Genomic DNA, 13,639 nt, shown 5'->3' with positions numbered 1-13,639 from the left:
CTATCTGGTTTGCTCACACAGAGGGGCTAATAATGCGTACAACTCACGCGATAAAAAACGTTGAGAACCATACTGACGAACCGGCACAACGGGCATTAGCGCATTGCAGACCACCATCTCGTCGGCCTCAGCCAGCACAGCCTCGTGGGCATACACTTCGACAACGCGATACCCGGAGTGTGCCAGCTGTTGCAGACAAAACTGGCGCATCAGGCCATTAACGCCTGCCTGATCCAGCCGGGGGGTAAAAATCTCCTTCCCCTGACGCCAGAATAAATTCGCCGCACAGCATTCCGTAATGAACCCTTCGCTGTCAAGAACCAGCGCCTCGTCGGCACTGGTCTGTTCGAGATGGGTGCGGATCAGCACCTGTTCAAGACGGTTAAGGTGTTTTATCCCGGCCAGCTGCGGGTTACGTCCCAGCCGCACCGGGCTTAAGGTCAGGACAATGCCTTCGCTACGCCAGCTATCATAGTGGGCGGGATACGCCGACACCGAGAGGAGTCGAACCGGGTGCAGGCAGTTCGCCGGGCTGTATCCCCTGCCGCCGCTTCCCCGGCTGATAATGACCTTCAGCACGCCACGATCGTTCCCCCGGGCGAGTTCAGTCATTTCAAGCTGTAATTCTGCCCACTCAACAAAAGGAATGAGCAGTTTTTCACAGGCTTTCTGCAACCGTTGCAGATGGGCATCCAGCAGACAGACCTGGCCCGCAGCAATGCGTGCCGTCGTGAAGCAGCCGTCACCAAACTGAATAGCCCTGTCGCTCGCTGGCAGCGTTTCCTGGGGTATGCCATTGATCAAGAACATGATGGCTCCTTTTAAATGGTCGAATAGTCTGGCAGGAAGGCGGGCCGCGGACAAGGGAATAAAACCGAATAAAAAAGGCCCGACAAGCGGACCTTTTTTATCAATGTGCCGGGAAGGCGTTAAACCGCCCCGGCTGTCGGCCTCAGACCTTTTTAAAGATCAGAGAACCGTTGGTGCCACCAAAGCCGAAGGAGTTACACAGGGTGTACTCCAGACCGCTGACCTGACGTGCTTCGTGCGGAACGAAGTCCAGATCGCAACCGTCATCCGGGTTATCCAGGTTGATGGTCGGCGGAACAGCCTGATCGCGCAGCGCAAGGATGGAGTAGATGGATTCTACTGCACCCGCCGCACCCAACAGGTGGCCGGTCATGGATTTGGTGGAGCTGACCATCACGCGGCGGGATGCATCGCCAAACACAGACTTCACGGCCTGCGCTTCAGCTTTGTCGCCTGCTGGTGTGGAGGTACCGTGCGCATTCACATAGCCAATCTGACCCGGTTCGATACCCGCATCGCGGATTGCGTTAACCATTGCCAGCGCAGCACCTGCCCCGTCTTCCGGCGGAGAGGTCATGTGATAAGCGTCGCTGCTCATGCCGAAGCCAATGATTTCAGCATAAATTTTCGCGCCGCGCTTCTTCGCATGCTCGTACTCTTCCAGCACGACCATACCCGCACCGTCACCCAGCACGAAACCATCACGGTCTTTATCCCACGGACGGCTTGCCGCCTGAGGATTATCGTTGCGGGTAGACAGGGCACGCGCTGCGCCGAAGCCACCCACACCCAGTGGGGTGCTGGCTTTTTCTGCACCGCCTGCAACCATCGCATCGGCATCGCCATAGGCGATAATACGCGCCGCCTGGCCGATGTTATGCACACCGGACGTACAGGCAGTGGCAATCGAGATGCTTGGGCCACGCAGGCCAAACATGATGGTCAGGTGACCTGCCACCATGTTAACAATCGTTGACGGAACGAAGAACGGGCTAATTTTACGTGGACCACCATTTACCAGAGAGGTATGGTTTTCCTCGATCAGGCCAAGACCGCCAATCCCGGAGCCAATAGCGGCGCCAATACGGGTTGCGTTCTCTTCCGTAATTTCAAGGCCAGAATCCTGCATGGCCTGAACGCCAGCGACAATTCCATATTGAATGAAGGCATCCATCTTGCGCTGTTCTTTGCGCGAGATGATCTCTTCACAGTTAAAATCCTTTACTAAGCCAGCAAATTTCGTTGCATAGGCGCTAGTATCGAAATGGTCGATTAGGCTGATGCCACTCTGACCGGCAAGGAGAGCGTTCCAGGTAGACTCTACGGTATTGCCGACAGGAGATAACATGCCAAGTCCGGTCACAACTACACGACGCTTAGACACGCTTGTCCTCCAGGGAGGGATAAAAAAAGAAAATCGAGGGACTACAAAAGAAAAAACACAGGCGGTCGAATGACCGCCTGGAGATGCTCACTTACGCCTGGTGACCGTTGATGTAATCAATGGCAGCCTGAACGGTGGTGATTTTCTCAGCTTCTTCGTCCGGAATCTCAGTATCAAACTCTTCTTCCAGAGCCATTACCAGCTCAACGGTGTCAAGAGAATCTGCGCCCAGGTCTTCAACGAAGGAAGCGGAGTTCACAACTTCTTCCTGCTTAACGCCCAGCTGTTCGCCAATAATTTTCTTAACGCGTTCTTCGATAGTGCTCATACTCTTAAATTTCCTATCAAAACTCGCTTTCGCGATGGTTTTCGTAGTGTATAAAATGTTGAAAAATTTGCAACTAAATCCCGGCAGGTCTTACCACGATTTTACGTTATTTTGAGGCCATTCACCCTAATAACGCAAATATTTTCTAACGTGATTAAACCATGTACATTCCGCCGTTGACGTGGAGAGTTTCACCAGTGATGTAACTCGCTTCGTCAGAGGCTAAAAATGCAACCGCGCTGGCGATTTCTTTAGGGTCGCCTAAACGACCCGCCGGAACTGCCGCCAGCGTACCCGCACGCTGCTCATCGGTCAGCGCACGCGTCATGTCCGTTTCAATAAAGCCCGGAGCAACAACGTTTACAGTAATTCCGCGGGACGCAACTTCGCGTGCCAGCGACTTACTGAAACCGATCAGACCTGCTTTCGCCGCAGCGTAGTTAGCCTGACCAGCATTTCCCATGGTACCAACCACAGAACCGATAGTGATAATACGCCCATGACGCTTCTTCATCATAGCTCGCATTACCGCTTTTGACAGACGGAACACAGATGACAGGTTGGTTTCGAGAATATCGCTCCACTCATCATCTTTCATTCGCATCAGTAAGTTGTCGCGAGTGATTCCGGCATTATTGACCAGAATATCCACTTCGCCAAATTCTGCGCGAATATTTCCCAGAACAGATTCGATAGATGCAGGATCGGTCACATTCAACATCAGACCTTTACCGTTCGCACCCAGGTACTCGCTGATCGCCTGCGCGCCGCTTTCGCTGGTCGCGGTGCCGATCACTTTCGCGCCGCGCGCGACGAGGGTCTCAGCGATAGCACGGCCAATACCGCGGCTTGCACCAGTGACCAGTGCGATTTTTCCTTCAAAACTCATGGTATTCCTCTTCTTACTGCGCGAGTGCCGCTGACAGTGCTTCTGGCTCATTAATGGCCGATGCGGTCAGGGTATCAACAATACGTTTGGTCAGACCGGTAAGAACTTTACCCGGGCCGACTTCATACAGGTGTTCAACGCCCTGGGATGCCATAAACTCAACCGTTTTGGTCCATTGAACCGGGCTGTACAGCTGGCGAACCAGCGCATGGCGGATGGCTTCTGGCGCGGTTTCGCACTGCACATCAACGTTATTCACCACCGCAATGGTCGGCGCGTTGAAGGTGATTTTTTCCAGCTCGACCGCCAGCTTCTCGGCAGCAGGCTTCATCAGCGCGCAGTGCGACGGTACGCTCACCGGCAGCGGCAGCGCACGTTTGGCACCCGCAGCTTTACAGGCTGCGCCTGCACGTTCAACCGCTTCTTTATGACCGGCGATAACCACCTGGCCCGGCGAGTTGAAGTTAACCGGAGAAACCACCTGGCCTTCTGCCGATTCTTCACAGGCTTTGGCAATGGAAGCATCATCCAGACCAATAATGGCCGACATGCCGCCCGTACCTTCCGGCACCGCTTCCTGCATAAATTTGCCGCGCATTTCAACCAGACGCACGGCATCAGCAAACGCAATCACCCCTGCGCATACCAGCGCAGAATATTCACCCAGGCTGTGACCGGCCAGCAGCGCTGGCGCTTTGCCGCCCTGCTGTTGCCATACGCGCCACAATGCGACCGATGCGGTCAGCAGTGCAGGCTGGGTCTGCCAGGTTTTATTCAGCTCTTCGGCTGGCCCTTGCTGGGTCAGCGCCCAAAGATCGTAGCCCAGGGCATCCGACGCTTCACGGAAGGTCTCTTCGATGACCGGATACTGCTCCGCTAAGCCGGACAACATTCCAACGGCCTGAGAACCCTGACCGGGGAACACAAAAGCAAATTGCGTCATTTTTTTATCCTTATACTAGAAACGAACCAGCGCAGAACCCCAGGTGAAACCGCCCCCGAAGGCTTCGAGCAAGACCAGTTGGCCTCGTTGAATTCGTCCATCGCGTACCGCTTCGTCAAACGCGCAGGGCACTGATGCTGCAGACGTATTGCCATGACGATCCAGGGTCACCACAACGTTATCCATCGACATGCCAAGTTTCTTCGCCGTGGCGCTGATAATACGCAGGTTCGCCTGATGCGGCACCAGCCAGTCGAGGGCGGAACGCTCCAGATTGTTTGCTTCCAGCGTCTCGTCAACGATATGCGCCAGCTCTGTTACCGCCACCTTGAAAACTTCGTTGCCGGCCATGGTCAGGTAGATGGCATTGTCCGGATTAACACGATCGGCGTTTGGCAGCGTCAACAGTTCGCCGTAGCTACCGTCCGCATGCAAATGCGTTGAGATGATGCCTGGCTCTTCAGATTGTCCTAACAGGACAGCTCCTGCACCATCACCAAAAATAATGATCGTTCCGCGATCGGCTGGATCGCAGGTACGCGCCAGCACGTCAGCACCGATCACCAGCGCATGCTTCACGGCACCGGATTTCACGTATTGATCGGCGATGCTCAACGCATAGGTAAAGCCTGCGCAGGCAGCGGCAACGTCGAACGCCGGGCAACCTTTAATGCCCAGCATGTTCTGAACCTGGCACGCTGCGCTTGGGAAAGCATGCGTGGCAGACGTAGTGGCAACGATAATCAGGCCGACGTCGTCTTTATCGACACCCGCCATCTCCAGCGCGCGCTGGGCGGCTTCATAGCCCATGGTAGAAACTGTTTCATCTGGCGCGGCAATACGACGTTCGCGGATACCTGTACGGGTGACGATCCACTCGTCAGACGTATCTACCATTTTTTCCAGATCGGCGTTGGTTCGCACTTGCTTTGGCAGATAGCTGCCGGTACCTAAAATCTTCGTATACATGTACGCTCAGTCACTTTTTGCTAATACAGATCCCAGGCGAGCGGCAATCCGCTGTGGGACTTGTCGCTGCACCGCCTGCACTGCCTGTTCAATCGCGACGGCAAACGCTCGCTGATTGGCCGCACCGTGACTCTTAATCACAATGCCGCGCAATCCTAACAGACAGGCGCCATTATACTGGTCGGGGTTGAGGTGACTGAATCGCCGCGCCAGGCTCTTTTGTAACCAACGCTTTAATAAAATCAGCCACCATGACCGTTTTTTCCCCTCTCCCTGCGATTTAAGCAGAGAAAGAAACATTCTCACCACCCCTTCCATGGTTTTTAATGTAACGTTTCCTGTAAACCCGTCACATACCAGTACATCCGTTTTTCCGGTCAATAATTCGTTGGCTTCGAGATATCCAATATAGTTGATGGATGGCTCATTTTTTAGCCGCTCGGCCGCCTCGCGGATGCTGTCGAGACCTTTGGTCTCTTCCTCACCTATATTCAGCAAAGCCACGCGGGGATGAGAGATCCCCACGACTTCCTCTGCCAGCACCGAGCCCATTACGGCAAACTGCGCCAGCATAACACTGTCGCAATCGACGTTGGCACCTAAATCCAGCACCACCGTTTTGCCCTTTTGCTGGTGGGGCAATACGGTCACCAGCGCCGGGCGCTCAATACCCTCAAGGGGTTTAAGCAGTAATTTTGCCAGCCCCATCAGCGCGCCGGTATTGCCGGCGCTGACGCACGCCTGCGCGCGCCCTTCTTTCACCAGCTCCAGCGCGATGCGCATTGAGCTTCCGCGACTGCTGCGGATCGCCTGTGAGGCCCGGACATCACTGGCAATAACTGACTGGGCAGGAATAATCTGCAGACGTGAACGTTGTTCGAAGTCAGCTTTTGCAAGTAATGGCGTGATAGCGTCGGGATTGCCGACTAAAAGGAGAGTGAGTTGCGAATTAGAGTTCAGTGCCTGCAATGCTGCAGGCACTGTCACGGAAGGGCCAAAATCTCCCCCCATGACATCTAACGCCAGGGTTAGACGTGTCAAGGTATCGTCGCAGCCTGGTTCGGTATATCCCCGTTTGCACGGGGAAACCCTCACTAAGCCTAATCACGCAAACGCGTGATTACTTAGTGATAACCTTGCGGCCGCGGTAGAAACCGTCAGCAGTGATGTGGTGACGCAGGTGTTTCTCACCAGAAGTCTTGTCTACAGACAGGCTGGTAACTGCAGTCAGCGCGTCATGGGAACGACGCATGCCACGTTTGGAACGGGTTGGTTTATTCTGTTGTACGGCCATGGACCTTACTCCTTAATTACTTACGCTTTAAACTGGCTAATACGGCAAATGGGTTTGGTTTTTGCGCTTCATCAGGCAGTTCCCCAAAGACCATGTCCGCCTCGGACACTTCACAGTGTTCAGAATCATGCACCGGAACTACAGGCAAGGTGAGGATGATTTCATCTTCAACCAGCGCCAGCAGATCGATTTCACCGAATTCGTTAACCTCAATCGGCTCATACGCTTCCGGGAGTGCTTCAGCCTGTTCGTCTGAACGAACCGGACTAAAACAATATGTTGTGTGAACATGAAGTGGGAACGGTTTCCCGCAACGCTGACATTCGAGCGTGACCGACACCTTTGCATCACCGGTAATAACGGCAAGGCGCTGGGGATCGATCTCAAACGACATGGAGCATTCCACATCACTGTCCACACTGACTACGGATTCGGCGACACGCTCAGCCTGATCACGAGTATAGATACCTTCGTAATCAAGGCGTTTTTGAGCCGTACGAACCGGATCAAGAGTCAGGGGTAATTTTACCTTTTGCATAGGGCGCGCATATTAACTTTGTAACGTCATAGAGTCAAAGAAAAAGGCAACCTCAGGCTGCCTTTTGCCATTTATTCGCACACATTGCGGCCCATAGTTTAAAATGGCTGGCATCGATACGCTATATCTGGTGAAAAAAATATGCCAAATCTCATTCTCGCCTCCACATCACCCTACCGCCGCGTGTTGCTGGAAAAGCTGGGCGTCCCCTTCGAATGCGCCGCGCCGAACGTGGATGAGACCCCACAGCCCGGTGAATCGCCACGCCATCTGGTGGTCCGTCTGGCTCAGGAAAAGGCGAAAAGTCTGGCAGCGCGATTTCCTGACCATTTAATTATAGGTTCCGATCAGGTTTGCGTCCTGGATGGAATGATTACCGGTAAACCGCACACCGAAGAGAACGCCCGCCAGCAGCTGCTGAAAGCGCGCGGCAGTATTGTCACCTTCTACACCGGCCTGGCCCTTTATAATTCGTCTACGGGCCATTTACAGACGGAATGCGAGCCCTTTGACGTGCACTTCCGCCATCTCAGCGAACAGGAAATTGACGACTACGTGCGAAAAGAGCGGCCGCTAAACTGCGCGGGCAGCTTTAAAAGCGAGGGGCTGGGAATTGCATTGTTTGACAGGCTGGACGGGCGCGACCCGAACACGCTGGTGGGATTACCGCTGATTGCGCTGTGCCAGATGCTGCGCCGGGAGCATTACAACCCGTTGATGGCGTAATTTATGCCGGGTGGCGCTACGCTTACCCGGCCTACAAGACCGTAGGCCCGTGCAAGCGCAGCGCCGCCGGGCAACTACCCGCGCAGAACTTTCAGACAGCGCTTCAGCTGCTCATCCAGCGGGGCTTCGATACGCATCACCTCGCCGGTACCCGGGTGGGTAAACTTCAGCGCGGCGGCATGGAGGAACAGACGGGACAAGCCTGTACCGGCCAGCTGCTTATCGAACTCACGGTCGCCATAGCGATCGTCGAAGGCTATTGGATGACCAGCATGCTGTGTATGAACGCGGATCTGGTGGGTACGTCCGGTCACCGGGCTGCAGCGCACGAGGGTGGCAAATTCATAACGCTCTTCCACCTTGAACCGGGTTTCAGACGGTTTGCCTTCCTGACTCACGCGAACGATACGCTCACCGCTTTGCAGAATGTTTTTCAGCAGCGGCGCCTGCACCACTTTGACATGGGATTGCCACTGTCCGCGCACCAGCGCCAGATAATCCTTTTGCATCCCTTTCTCACGCAGCTGCTCATGCAGCGAACGCAGCGCGGAACGCTTTTTGGCGACCAGCAGTACGCCGGAGGTGTCGCGGTCAAGGCGATGAACCAGCTCAAGGAAGCGGGCTTCCGGGCGCAGCGCGCGCAAACCTTCAATCACGCCGAAGCTCAACCCGCTGCCGCCGTGTACGGCTGTACCTGAGGGTTTGTTGAGCACCAGAATATGATCGTCTTCATATAAAATCACATTCGTCAGCGCGGCGACTTTATTCAGATGCGGCGACACCGCTTCCTCTTCCCGTTCGGCGACGCGCACGGGCGGGATGCGCACTTCATCACCCGCTTCAAGTTTGTATTCAGGTTTAATGCGCTTCTTATTTACCCGCACCTCACCCTTACGCAGGATGCGATAAATCATGCTCTTTGGCACGCCCTTCAGTTGGGTGCGCAAAAAGTTGTCGATGCGTTGCCCCGCTTCATCTTCGGTGATGGCAACCATTTTTACGGCTGGAGTCTCTGTTTTCATGGGGGGCGATTCTAATTATCGCCAGCCATTAGCGCCACTCATTTTTCTATGCTTATATTTACCTTTACCCGGTCAGGGTTTCGTTCACGCAATCGATTTGGTGGTTATTAAACCAATCATTCGAAAGAAGTGAAGAAACTGTGAGTAACCGGGTGATAATTGGTAAAAGTCATCTTGCTATAACCCGGTTAGCAATGGAATAATGCTGCTGTTTTCCGCGTTAAATCCGGGTTTTGTAAGGATATCGACGGAATGACCAATTTTGTCTGACCGATCATCCACGCAGCAATGGCGTAAGACGTATTGATCTTTCAGACAGTTAGCGGGCTGCGGGTTGCAGTACTTACCGGTAAATGGAATCTTCTCTGGAGAGTTTTACCCAGGCTATTCCCCTGATAATCGCGCTGTATTTCCGTATGAAATACAGGCAACCGACACTTTGCGCCTCTTAAGCGAGCGACAACCGTGAGGTTGGCGACGTGAATAGACACGAGGCCATCGGTTCATACCCCGGAAAGCGTCACCTTGCCCGCAGCTTAGTCGTCAATGTAAGAATAATGAGTAAGTTACGATGAAAAGAATGTTAATCAACGCAACTCAACAAGAAGAGTTGCGTGTCGCCCTTGTGGATGGGCAGCGTCTGTACGATCTGGATATCGAAAGTCCTGGACACGAACAGAAAAAAGCGAACATTTACAAAGGCAAAATCACCCGCATTGAACCCAGCCTTGAAGCCGCATTCGTTGACTACGGTGCCGAGCGTCATGGTTTCCTCCCCCTGAAAGAGATCGCTCGCGAGTACTTCCCTTCCAGCTATAACGCCCATGGCCGCCCAAACATCAAAGATGTGCTGCGTGAAGGCCAGGAAGTTATTGTTCAGATCGATAAAGAAGAGCGTGGCAATAAAGGCGCCGCGCTGACCACCTTTATCAGTCTGGCAGGCAGCTATCTGGTACTGATGCCAAACAACCCGCGCGCGGGTGGTATCTCACGCCGGATTGAAGGCGACGACCGTACCGAGCTGAAAGAAGCGCTGGCCAGTCTCGAACTGCCAGATGGCATGGGCCTGATTGTTCGTACCGCAGGCGTAGGCAAATCTGCCGAAGCGCTGCAGTGGGACCTCGGCTTCCGCCTGAAGCACTGGGAAGCCATTCAGAAAGCCGCTGAAAGCCGCCCTGCTCCATTCCTGATCCACCAGGAAAGCAACGTCATCGTGCGTGCCTTCCGCGACTATCTGCGTCAGGACATCGGTGAAATTCTGATTGATAACCCGAAAGTGCTTGAGCTGGCTCGCCAGCACATTGCCGCGCTGGGTCGTCCGGATTTCACCAGCAAAATCAAACTGTACACCGGTGAAATCCCGCTGTTCAGCCACTACCAGATCGAATCGCAGATTGAATCCGCCTTCCAGCGTGAAGTGCGTCTGCCTTCCGGTGGCTCAATCGTTATCGACAGCACCGAGGCGCTGACCGCTATCGACATCAACTCCGCGCGTGCAACCCGCGGCGGCGATATCGAAGAAACGGCGTTCAACACCAACCTCGAAGCGGCCGATGAGATTGCGCGTCAGCTGCGTCTGCGTGACCTGGGCGGCCTGATCGTTATCGACTTCATCGACATGACGCCGGTACGTCACCAGCGTGCGGTAGAAAACCGCCTGCGTGAAGCAGTGCGTCAGGATCGTGCGCGTATCCAGATCAGCCATATCTCCCGTTTTGGTCTGCTGGAGATGTCCCGTCAGCGTCTGAGCCCGTCCCTCGGTGAATCCAGCCACCACGTCTGCCCACGCTGTAGCGGCACCGGCACCGTGCGTGACAACGAATCTCTGGCGCTTTCTATCCTGCGTCTTATCGAAGAAGAAGCGCTGAAAGAGAACACCAAAGAAGTACACGCCATTGTGCCTGTGCCGGTGGCCTCCTACCTGCTGAACGAAAAACGTGCCGCGGTAAGCGCTATCGAAGCCCGTCTGAGCGGCGTACGCTGCGTGATCGTGCCTAACGACCAGATGCAAACCCCGCACTACTCCGTGCTGCGCGTGCGCAAAGGCGAAGAGACATCCACCATCAGCTACATGCTGCCTAAGCTGCATGAAGAGGCGATGGCTCTGCCGTCCGAAGAAGAATACACCGAGCGTAAACTTCCGGAGCAGCCAGCGCTGGCGGCATTTGTCATGCCAGAAGCCCCACCTGCGCCTGCGCAGGAGAGCGTGGTAGCCCAACCAACAGCAGCTAAACCGGCAGCAGAAGTGAGCCAACCGGCTGCGCAGCCAGGTCTGCTGAGCCGCTTCTTCAGCGCGCTGAAGAAGATGTTTGCCGGCGAAGAGCCGCAGCCAGCGCCTGCGCCGGTTGAGAAGAAAGAAGAGAAACAGGAGCGTTCACCGGATCGTCGTAAGCGTCAGAACAACCGTCGTGACCGCAACGAGCGCCGCGATAACCGTTCCGAGAATAACGAAGGTCGTGAAGGCAGCGAAAGCCGTGACAATCGCGAAAGCCGTGATAATCGTGACAACCGCGAAGGTCGTGAACGCCGCGAAGGTCGTGACGATAACCGCCGCAACCGTCGCGAGAAGCCGCAGCAGAACGCGGAAGATCGTGAAATTCGCCAGCCGGTCAGCGAAGAGGCTGATAAAGGCAGACAGCGTGATGAGCAGCAGCCACGCCGCGAGCGCAACCGTCGTCGTAATGATGACAAGCGCCAGGCGCAGCAGGAAGTTAAAGCGCTGAATCGCGAAGAAGAGACCGTGCAGGATGGCGAGCAGGAAGAACGCGTTCAGGTCATGCCGCGCCGTAAGCAGCGTCAGCTGAACCAGAAAGTGCGTTTCGAGTCTCAGACCGAAGAAGCGGCTGTTAAAGCAGTAGCGCCGCAGGTTGAACCGGCCCAGAGCACCGAGCTGGCGAAGGTTGATCTGCCAGCGGTTATCGAAAATGCACCTGAGCAGGAAGAGACCAGCGAAGGCCGTGACAACGCCGGTATGCCGCGTCGTTCACGTCGCTCCCCGCGTCACCTGCGCGTAAGCGGTCAGCGTCGTCGCCGTTATCGTGACGAGCGTTACCCGCTGCAGTCACCGATGCCGCTGGCTATCGCCTGTGCGTCACCAGAAATGGCCTCCGGTAAAGCCTGGATCCGTTATCCGGTTGCCCGCCCTCAGGAGCAGCAGTTTGACGAGCAGAACGCTGCTGTCGAAGCGGTTGTCCCGGTAGCGCCGGTCGTTGATGAGGTTATCACCGAGGCTGCGGCAGTCGTTATCCCTGAGCCGCAGGTTGTTGAAGTTGAAACTTCACATCCGGAAGTGATTGCCGCGCCTGTAACCGAACAGCCGCAAATCATCGCCCCTGAAGACGTGGTTGTCGCAGAACAGGTTGTGGAAGACGTTAAGGCTGCCGAGCCGGTTGAAATCACCGTGGAAGCCGTTGAGCCACAGCCGGTAGTGGAAGTTGAAGTGGAAACTGACGTTCAACCTGTAGTTGAAATTGAGGTTGAACCTGTTGCTGAAGTTGAACCTGAAGTCGCTGAAGTGAAAGCGCCAGAAGTGAAGCCAGCGCCAGCTGCTCAGGTTAACGCGGATCTTCACCACGCCACTGCGCCAATGACCCGCGCCCCGGCTCCGGAATATGTTCCGGAAGCACCGCGTCACAGCGACTGGGTACGCCCGGCGTTTGATTTCGACGGTAAGGGCTCTGCGGGTGGTCACAGCGCCACCCACCAGGCCACAGCCCCAGCCACGCGTCCACAGCCAGCTGAATAAGCCCGCTTAAGCGCAAAAGCCGACCTTCGGGTCGGCTTTTTTATTGCTTCTGCTCAGGCCTGCGCATCCCCGCGATTTCAGGCATCACTTCTCTCATCATCTCCAGAAAGCGGCGAAGACGTGCCGGATAGTACCGTGACCACGGATAGACCAGATGAACCGGCAATGCGGCCGGTTGCCAGTCGGGCAGCAGATGCACCAGCCTGCCCTCACGGATGTCGGCTTCAACCGTCCAGCTTGATACCACGGCAACGCCCAGTCCGGTTAATGCGCTTTTACGCGCCACGTACAGGCTGTCGGTACTGAGCCGGGGAGAAATAGCCACCCGCAACGGTTGCGACGCCCCCGCGCTGAACAACTCCACGTGCTGACGATAAAAGGTATTAAGTGCCACCCAGGGCAGCGCAGAGAGATCTTCCGGCTTCCCGACCGGCGCATAACGTTCGAGCAGTCCGGGCGAGGCAACGATACTGCGCGGAACCTCGGCCAGTAGCACCGATACCGTACCCGGATCGATCTCCGCCCCGACCCGGATGGCGCAGTCGATATTATCGCTCAGGAAATCGGCCGAGCGATCGTTAAGCATCCACTCCACATTCAGCCGGGGATAGCGCAGCAGAAACGCCGTTAACGGCTCCAGCAGCTGCTCCTGCCCGAAGGCATGGGGGGCGCGAACGCGAAGCACGCCTACCGGTTCATCTTCCGTCTGCCCGACTTCATCTTCCAGCGCATGCCAGCTATCGATCACCTTTCGGGCATGCTGATAGCAACGTTCCCCGTCATCGGTCAGCTTCATGGCATGGGTGGTGCGCAGGATCAGACGCACGCCGAGCAGCGTCTCAAGCGATTGCAGGCGGCGACTCACGGTGGCTTGGGTGGTTGCCATCTGCACGGCAGCGGCGGAGAGGGAGCCTGTCTCGATAATGCGCACGAAGGTTCGCATCAGCTCGACCCTGTCTATACGCTCTGAACGTTTCATGATTTATCCGGT

Annotated in this window: 13 protein-coding genes; 2 read left to right on the top strand and 11 right to left on the bottom strand. The window is 55.5% G+C overall.

Annotation, left to right across the window (positions count from 1 at the left end):
- From pabC to yceD, 9 genes are all read right to left on the bottom strand, one after another.
- Window positions 1-810 (bottom strand): aminodeoxychorismate lyase, encoded by an 810-nt coding sequence (gene pabC, locus ES815_RS18315; protein ID WP_142489082.1) that lies wholly within the window; start codon window positions 808-810, stop codon window positions 1-3.
- Window positions 811-952: 142 nt separating this feature from the next.
- Complete coding sequence (gene fabF, locus ES815_RS18310) at window positions 953-2,194, bottom strand: beta-ketoacyl-ACP synthase II (protein ID WP_142489081.1); 1,242 nt, start codon at window positions 2,192-2,194, stop codon at window positions 953-955.
- Window positions 2,195-2,285: 91 nt separating this feature from the next.
- Entirely contained in the window at window positions 2,286-2,522 is a 237-nt protein-coding gene (gene acpP / locus ES815_RS18305; protein WP_003857954.1) for an acyl carrier protein, read from the bottom strand.
- Window positions 2,523-2,676: 154 nt separating this feature from the next.
- Complete coding sequence (gene fabG / locus ES815_RS18300; RefSeq protein WP_032617552.1) at window positions 2,677-3,411, bottom strand: 3-oxoacyl-ACP reductase FabG; 735 nt, start codon at window positions 3,409-3,411, stop codon at window positions 2,677-2,679.
- Window positions 3,412-3,424: 13 nt separating this feature from the next.
- Window positions 3,425-4,354 (bottom strand): ACP S-malonyltransferase, encoded by a 930-nt coding sequence (gene fabD, locus ES815_RS18295; protein ID WP_142489080.1) that lies wholly within the window; start codon window positions 4,352-4,354, stop codon window positions 3,425-3,427.
- Between the two features lie 15 nt (window positions 4,355-4,369).
- Window positions 4,370-5,323 (bottom strand): beta-ketoacyl-ACP synthase III, encoded by a 954-nt coding sequence (locus tag ES815_RS18290; protein ID WP_142489079.1) that lies wholly within the window; start codon window positions 5,321-5,323, stop codon window positions 4,370-4,372.
- A 6-nt stretch (window positions 5,324-5,329) separates the two neighbouring features.
- Window positions 5,330-6,364, bottom strand: coding sequence for a phosphate acyltransferase PlsX (plsX, locus tag ES815_RS18285; protein WP_221888527.1), 1,035 nt, complete (start codon window positions 6,362-6,364; stop codon window positions 5,330-5,332).
- A gap of 79 nt (window positions 6,365-6,443) precedes the next feature.
- Window positions 6,444-6,617 carry a 50S ribosomal protein L32 gene (rpmF, locus tag ES815_RS18280; protein WP_003857964.1) on the bottom strand — a complete coding sequence of 58 codons (174 nt, stop codon included), beginning with the start codon at window positions 6,615-6,617 and terminating at the stop codon, window positions 6,444-6,446.
- Between the two features lie 16 nt (window positions 6,618-6,633).
- Window positions 6,634-7,155, bottom strand: coding sequence for a 23S rRNA accumulation protein YceD (yceD, locus tag ES815_RS18275; protein WP_142489077.1), 522 nt, complete (start codon window positions 7,153-7,155; stop codon window positions 6,634-6,636).
- A 141-nt stretch (window positions 7,156-7,296) separates the two neighbouring features.
- Here yceD and ES815_RS18270 point away from each other — a divergent pair, with 141 nt between their 5' ends.
- On the top strand, window positions 7,297-7,881 hold the full coding sequence (locus tag ES815_RS18270) for a Maf family protein (protein WP_142489076.1): 585 nt from the start codon (window positions 7,297-7,299) through the stop codon (window positions 7,879-7,881).
- Between the two features lie 74 nt (window positions 7,882-7,955).
- On the opposite strand, the gene rluC is transcribed toward ES815_RS18270, so the two are convergent.
- A complete protein-coding gene (rluC, locus tag ES815_RS18265) occupies window positions 7,956-8,903 on the bottom strand; it encodes a 23S rRNA pseudouridine(955/2504/2580) synthase RluC (protein WP_142489075.1) in 948 nt (315 codons plus the stop codon).
- 571 nt (window positions 8,904-9,474) lie between these two features.
- Between rluC and rne the strand changes: the two genes are divergently transcribed.
- The gene (gene rne, locus ES815_RS18260) at window positions 9,475-12,648 is read left to right on the top strand and encodes a ribonuclease E (protein WP_142489074.1); all 3,174 of its coding nucleotides are present in this window, start codon (window positions 9,475-9,477) and stop codon (window positions 12,646-12,648) included.
- Window positions 12,649-12,688: 40 nt separating this feature from the next.
- On the opposite strand, the gene ES815_RS18255 is transcribed toward rne, so the two are convergent.
- Entirely contained in the window at window positions 12,689-13,627 is a 939-nt protein-coding gene (locus ES815_RS18255; protein ID WP_142489073.1) for a LysR family transcriptional regulator, read from the bottom strand.
- Between the last annotated feature and the right edge of the window lie 12 nt (window positions 13,628-13,639).

The organism is Leclercia adecarboxylata (assembly GCF_006874705.1).
GTDB classification, from domain to species: domain Bacteria; phylum Pseudomonadota; class Gammaproteobacteria; order Enterobacterales; family Enterobacteriaceae; genus Enterobacter; species Enterobacter adecarboxylatus_C.
Note: the sequence above shows the minus strand (reverse complement) of the source record. Positions and strands in the feature narration are given on the sequence as shown.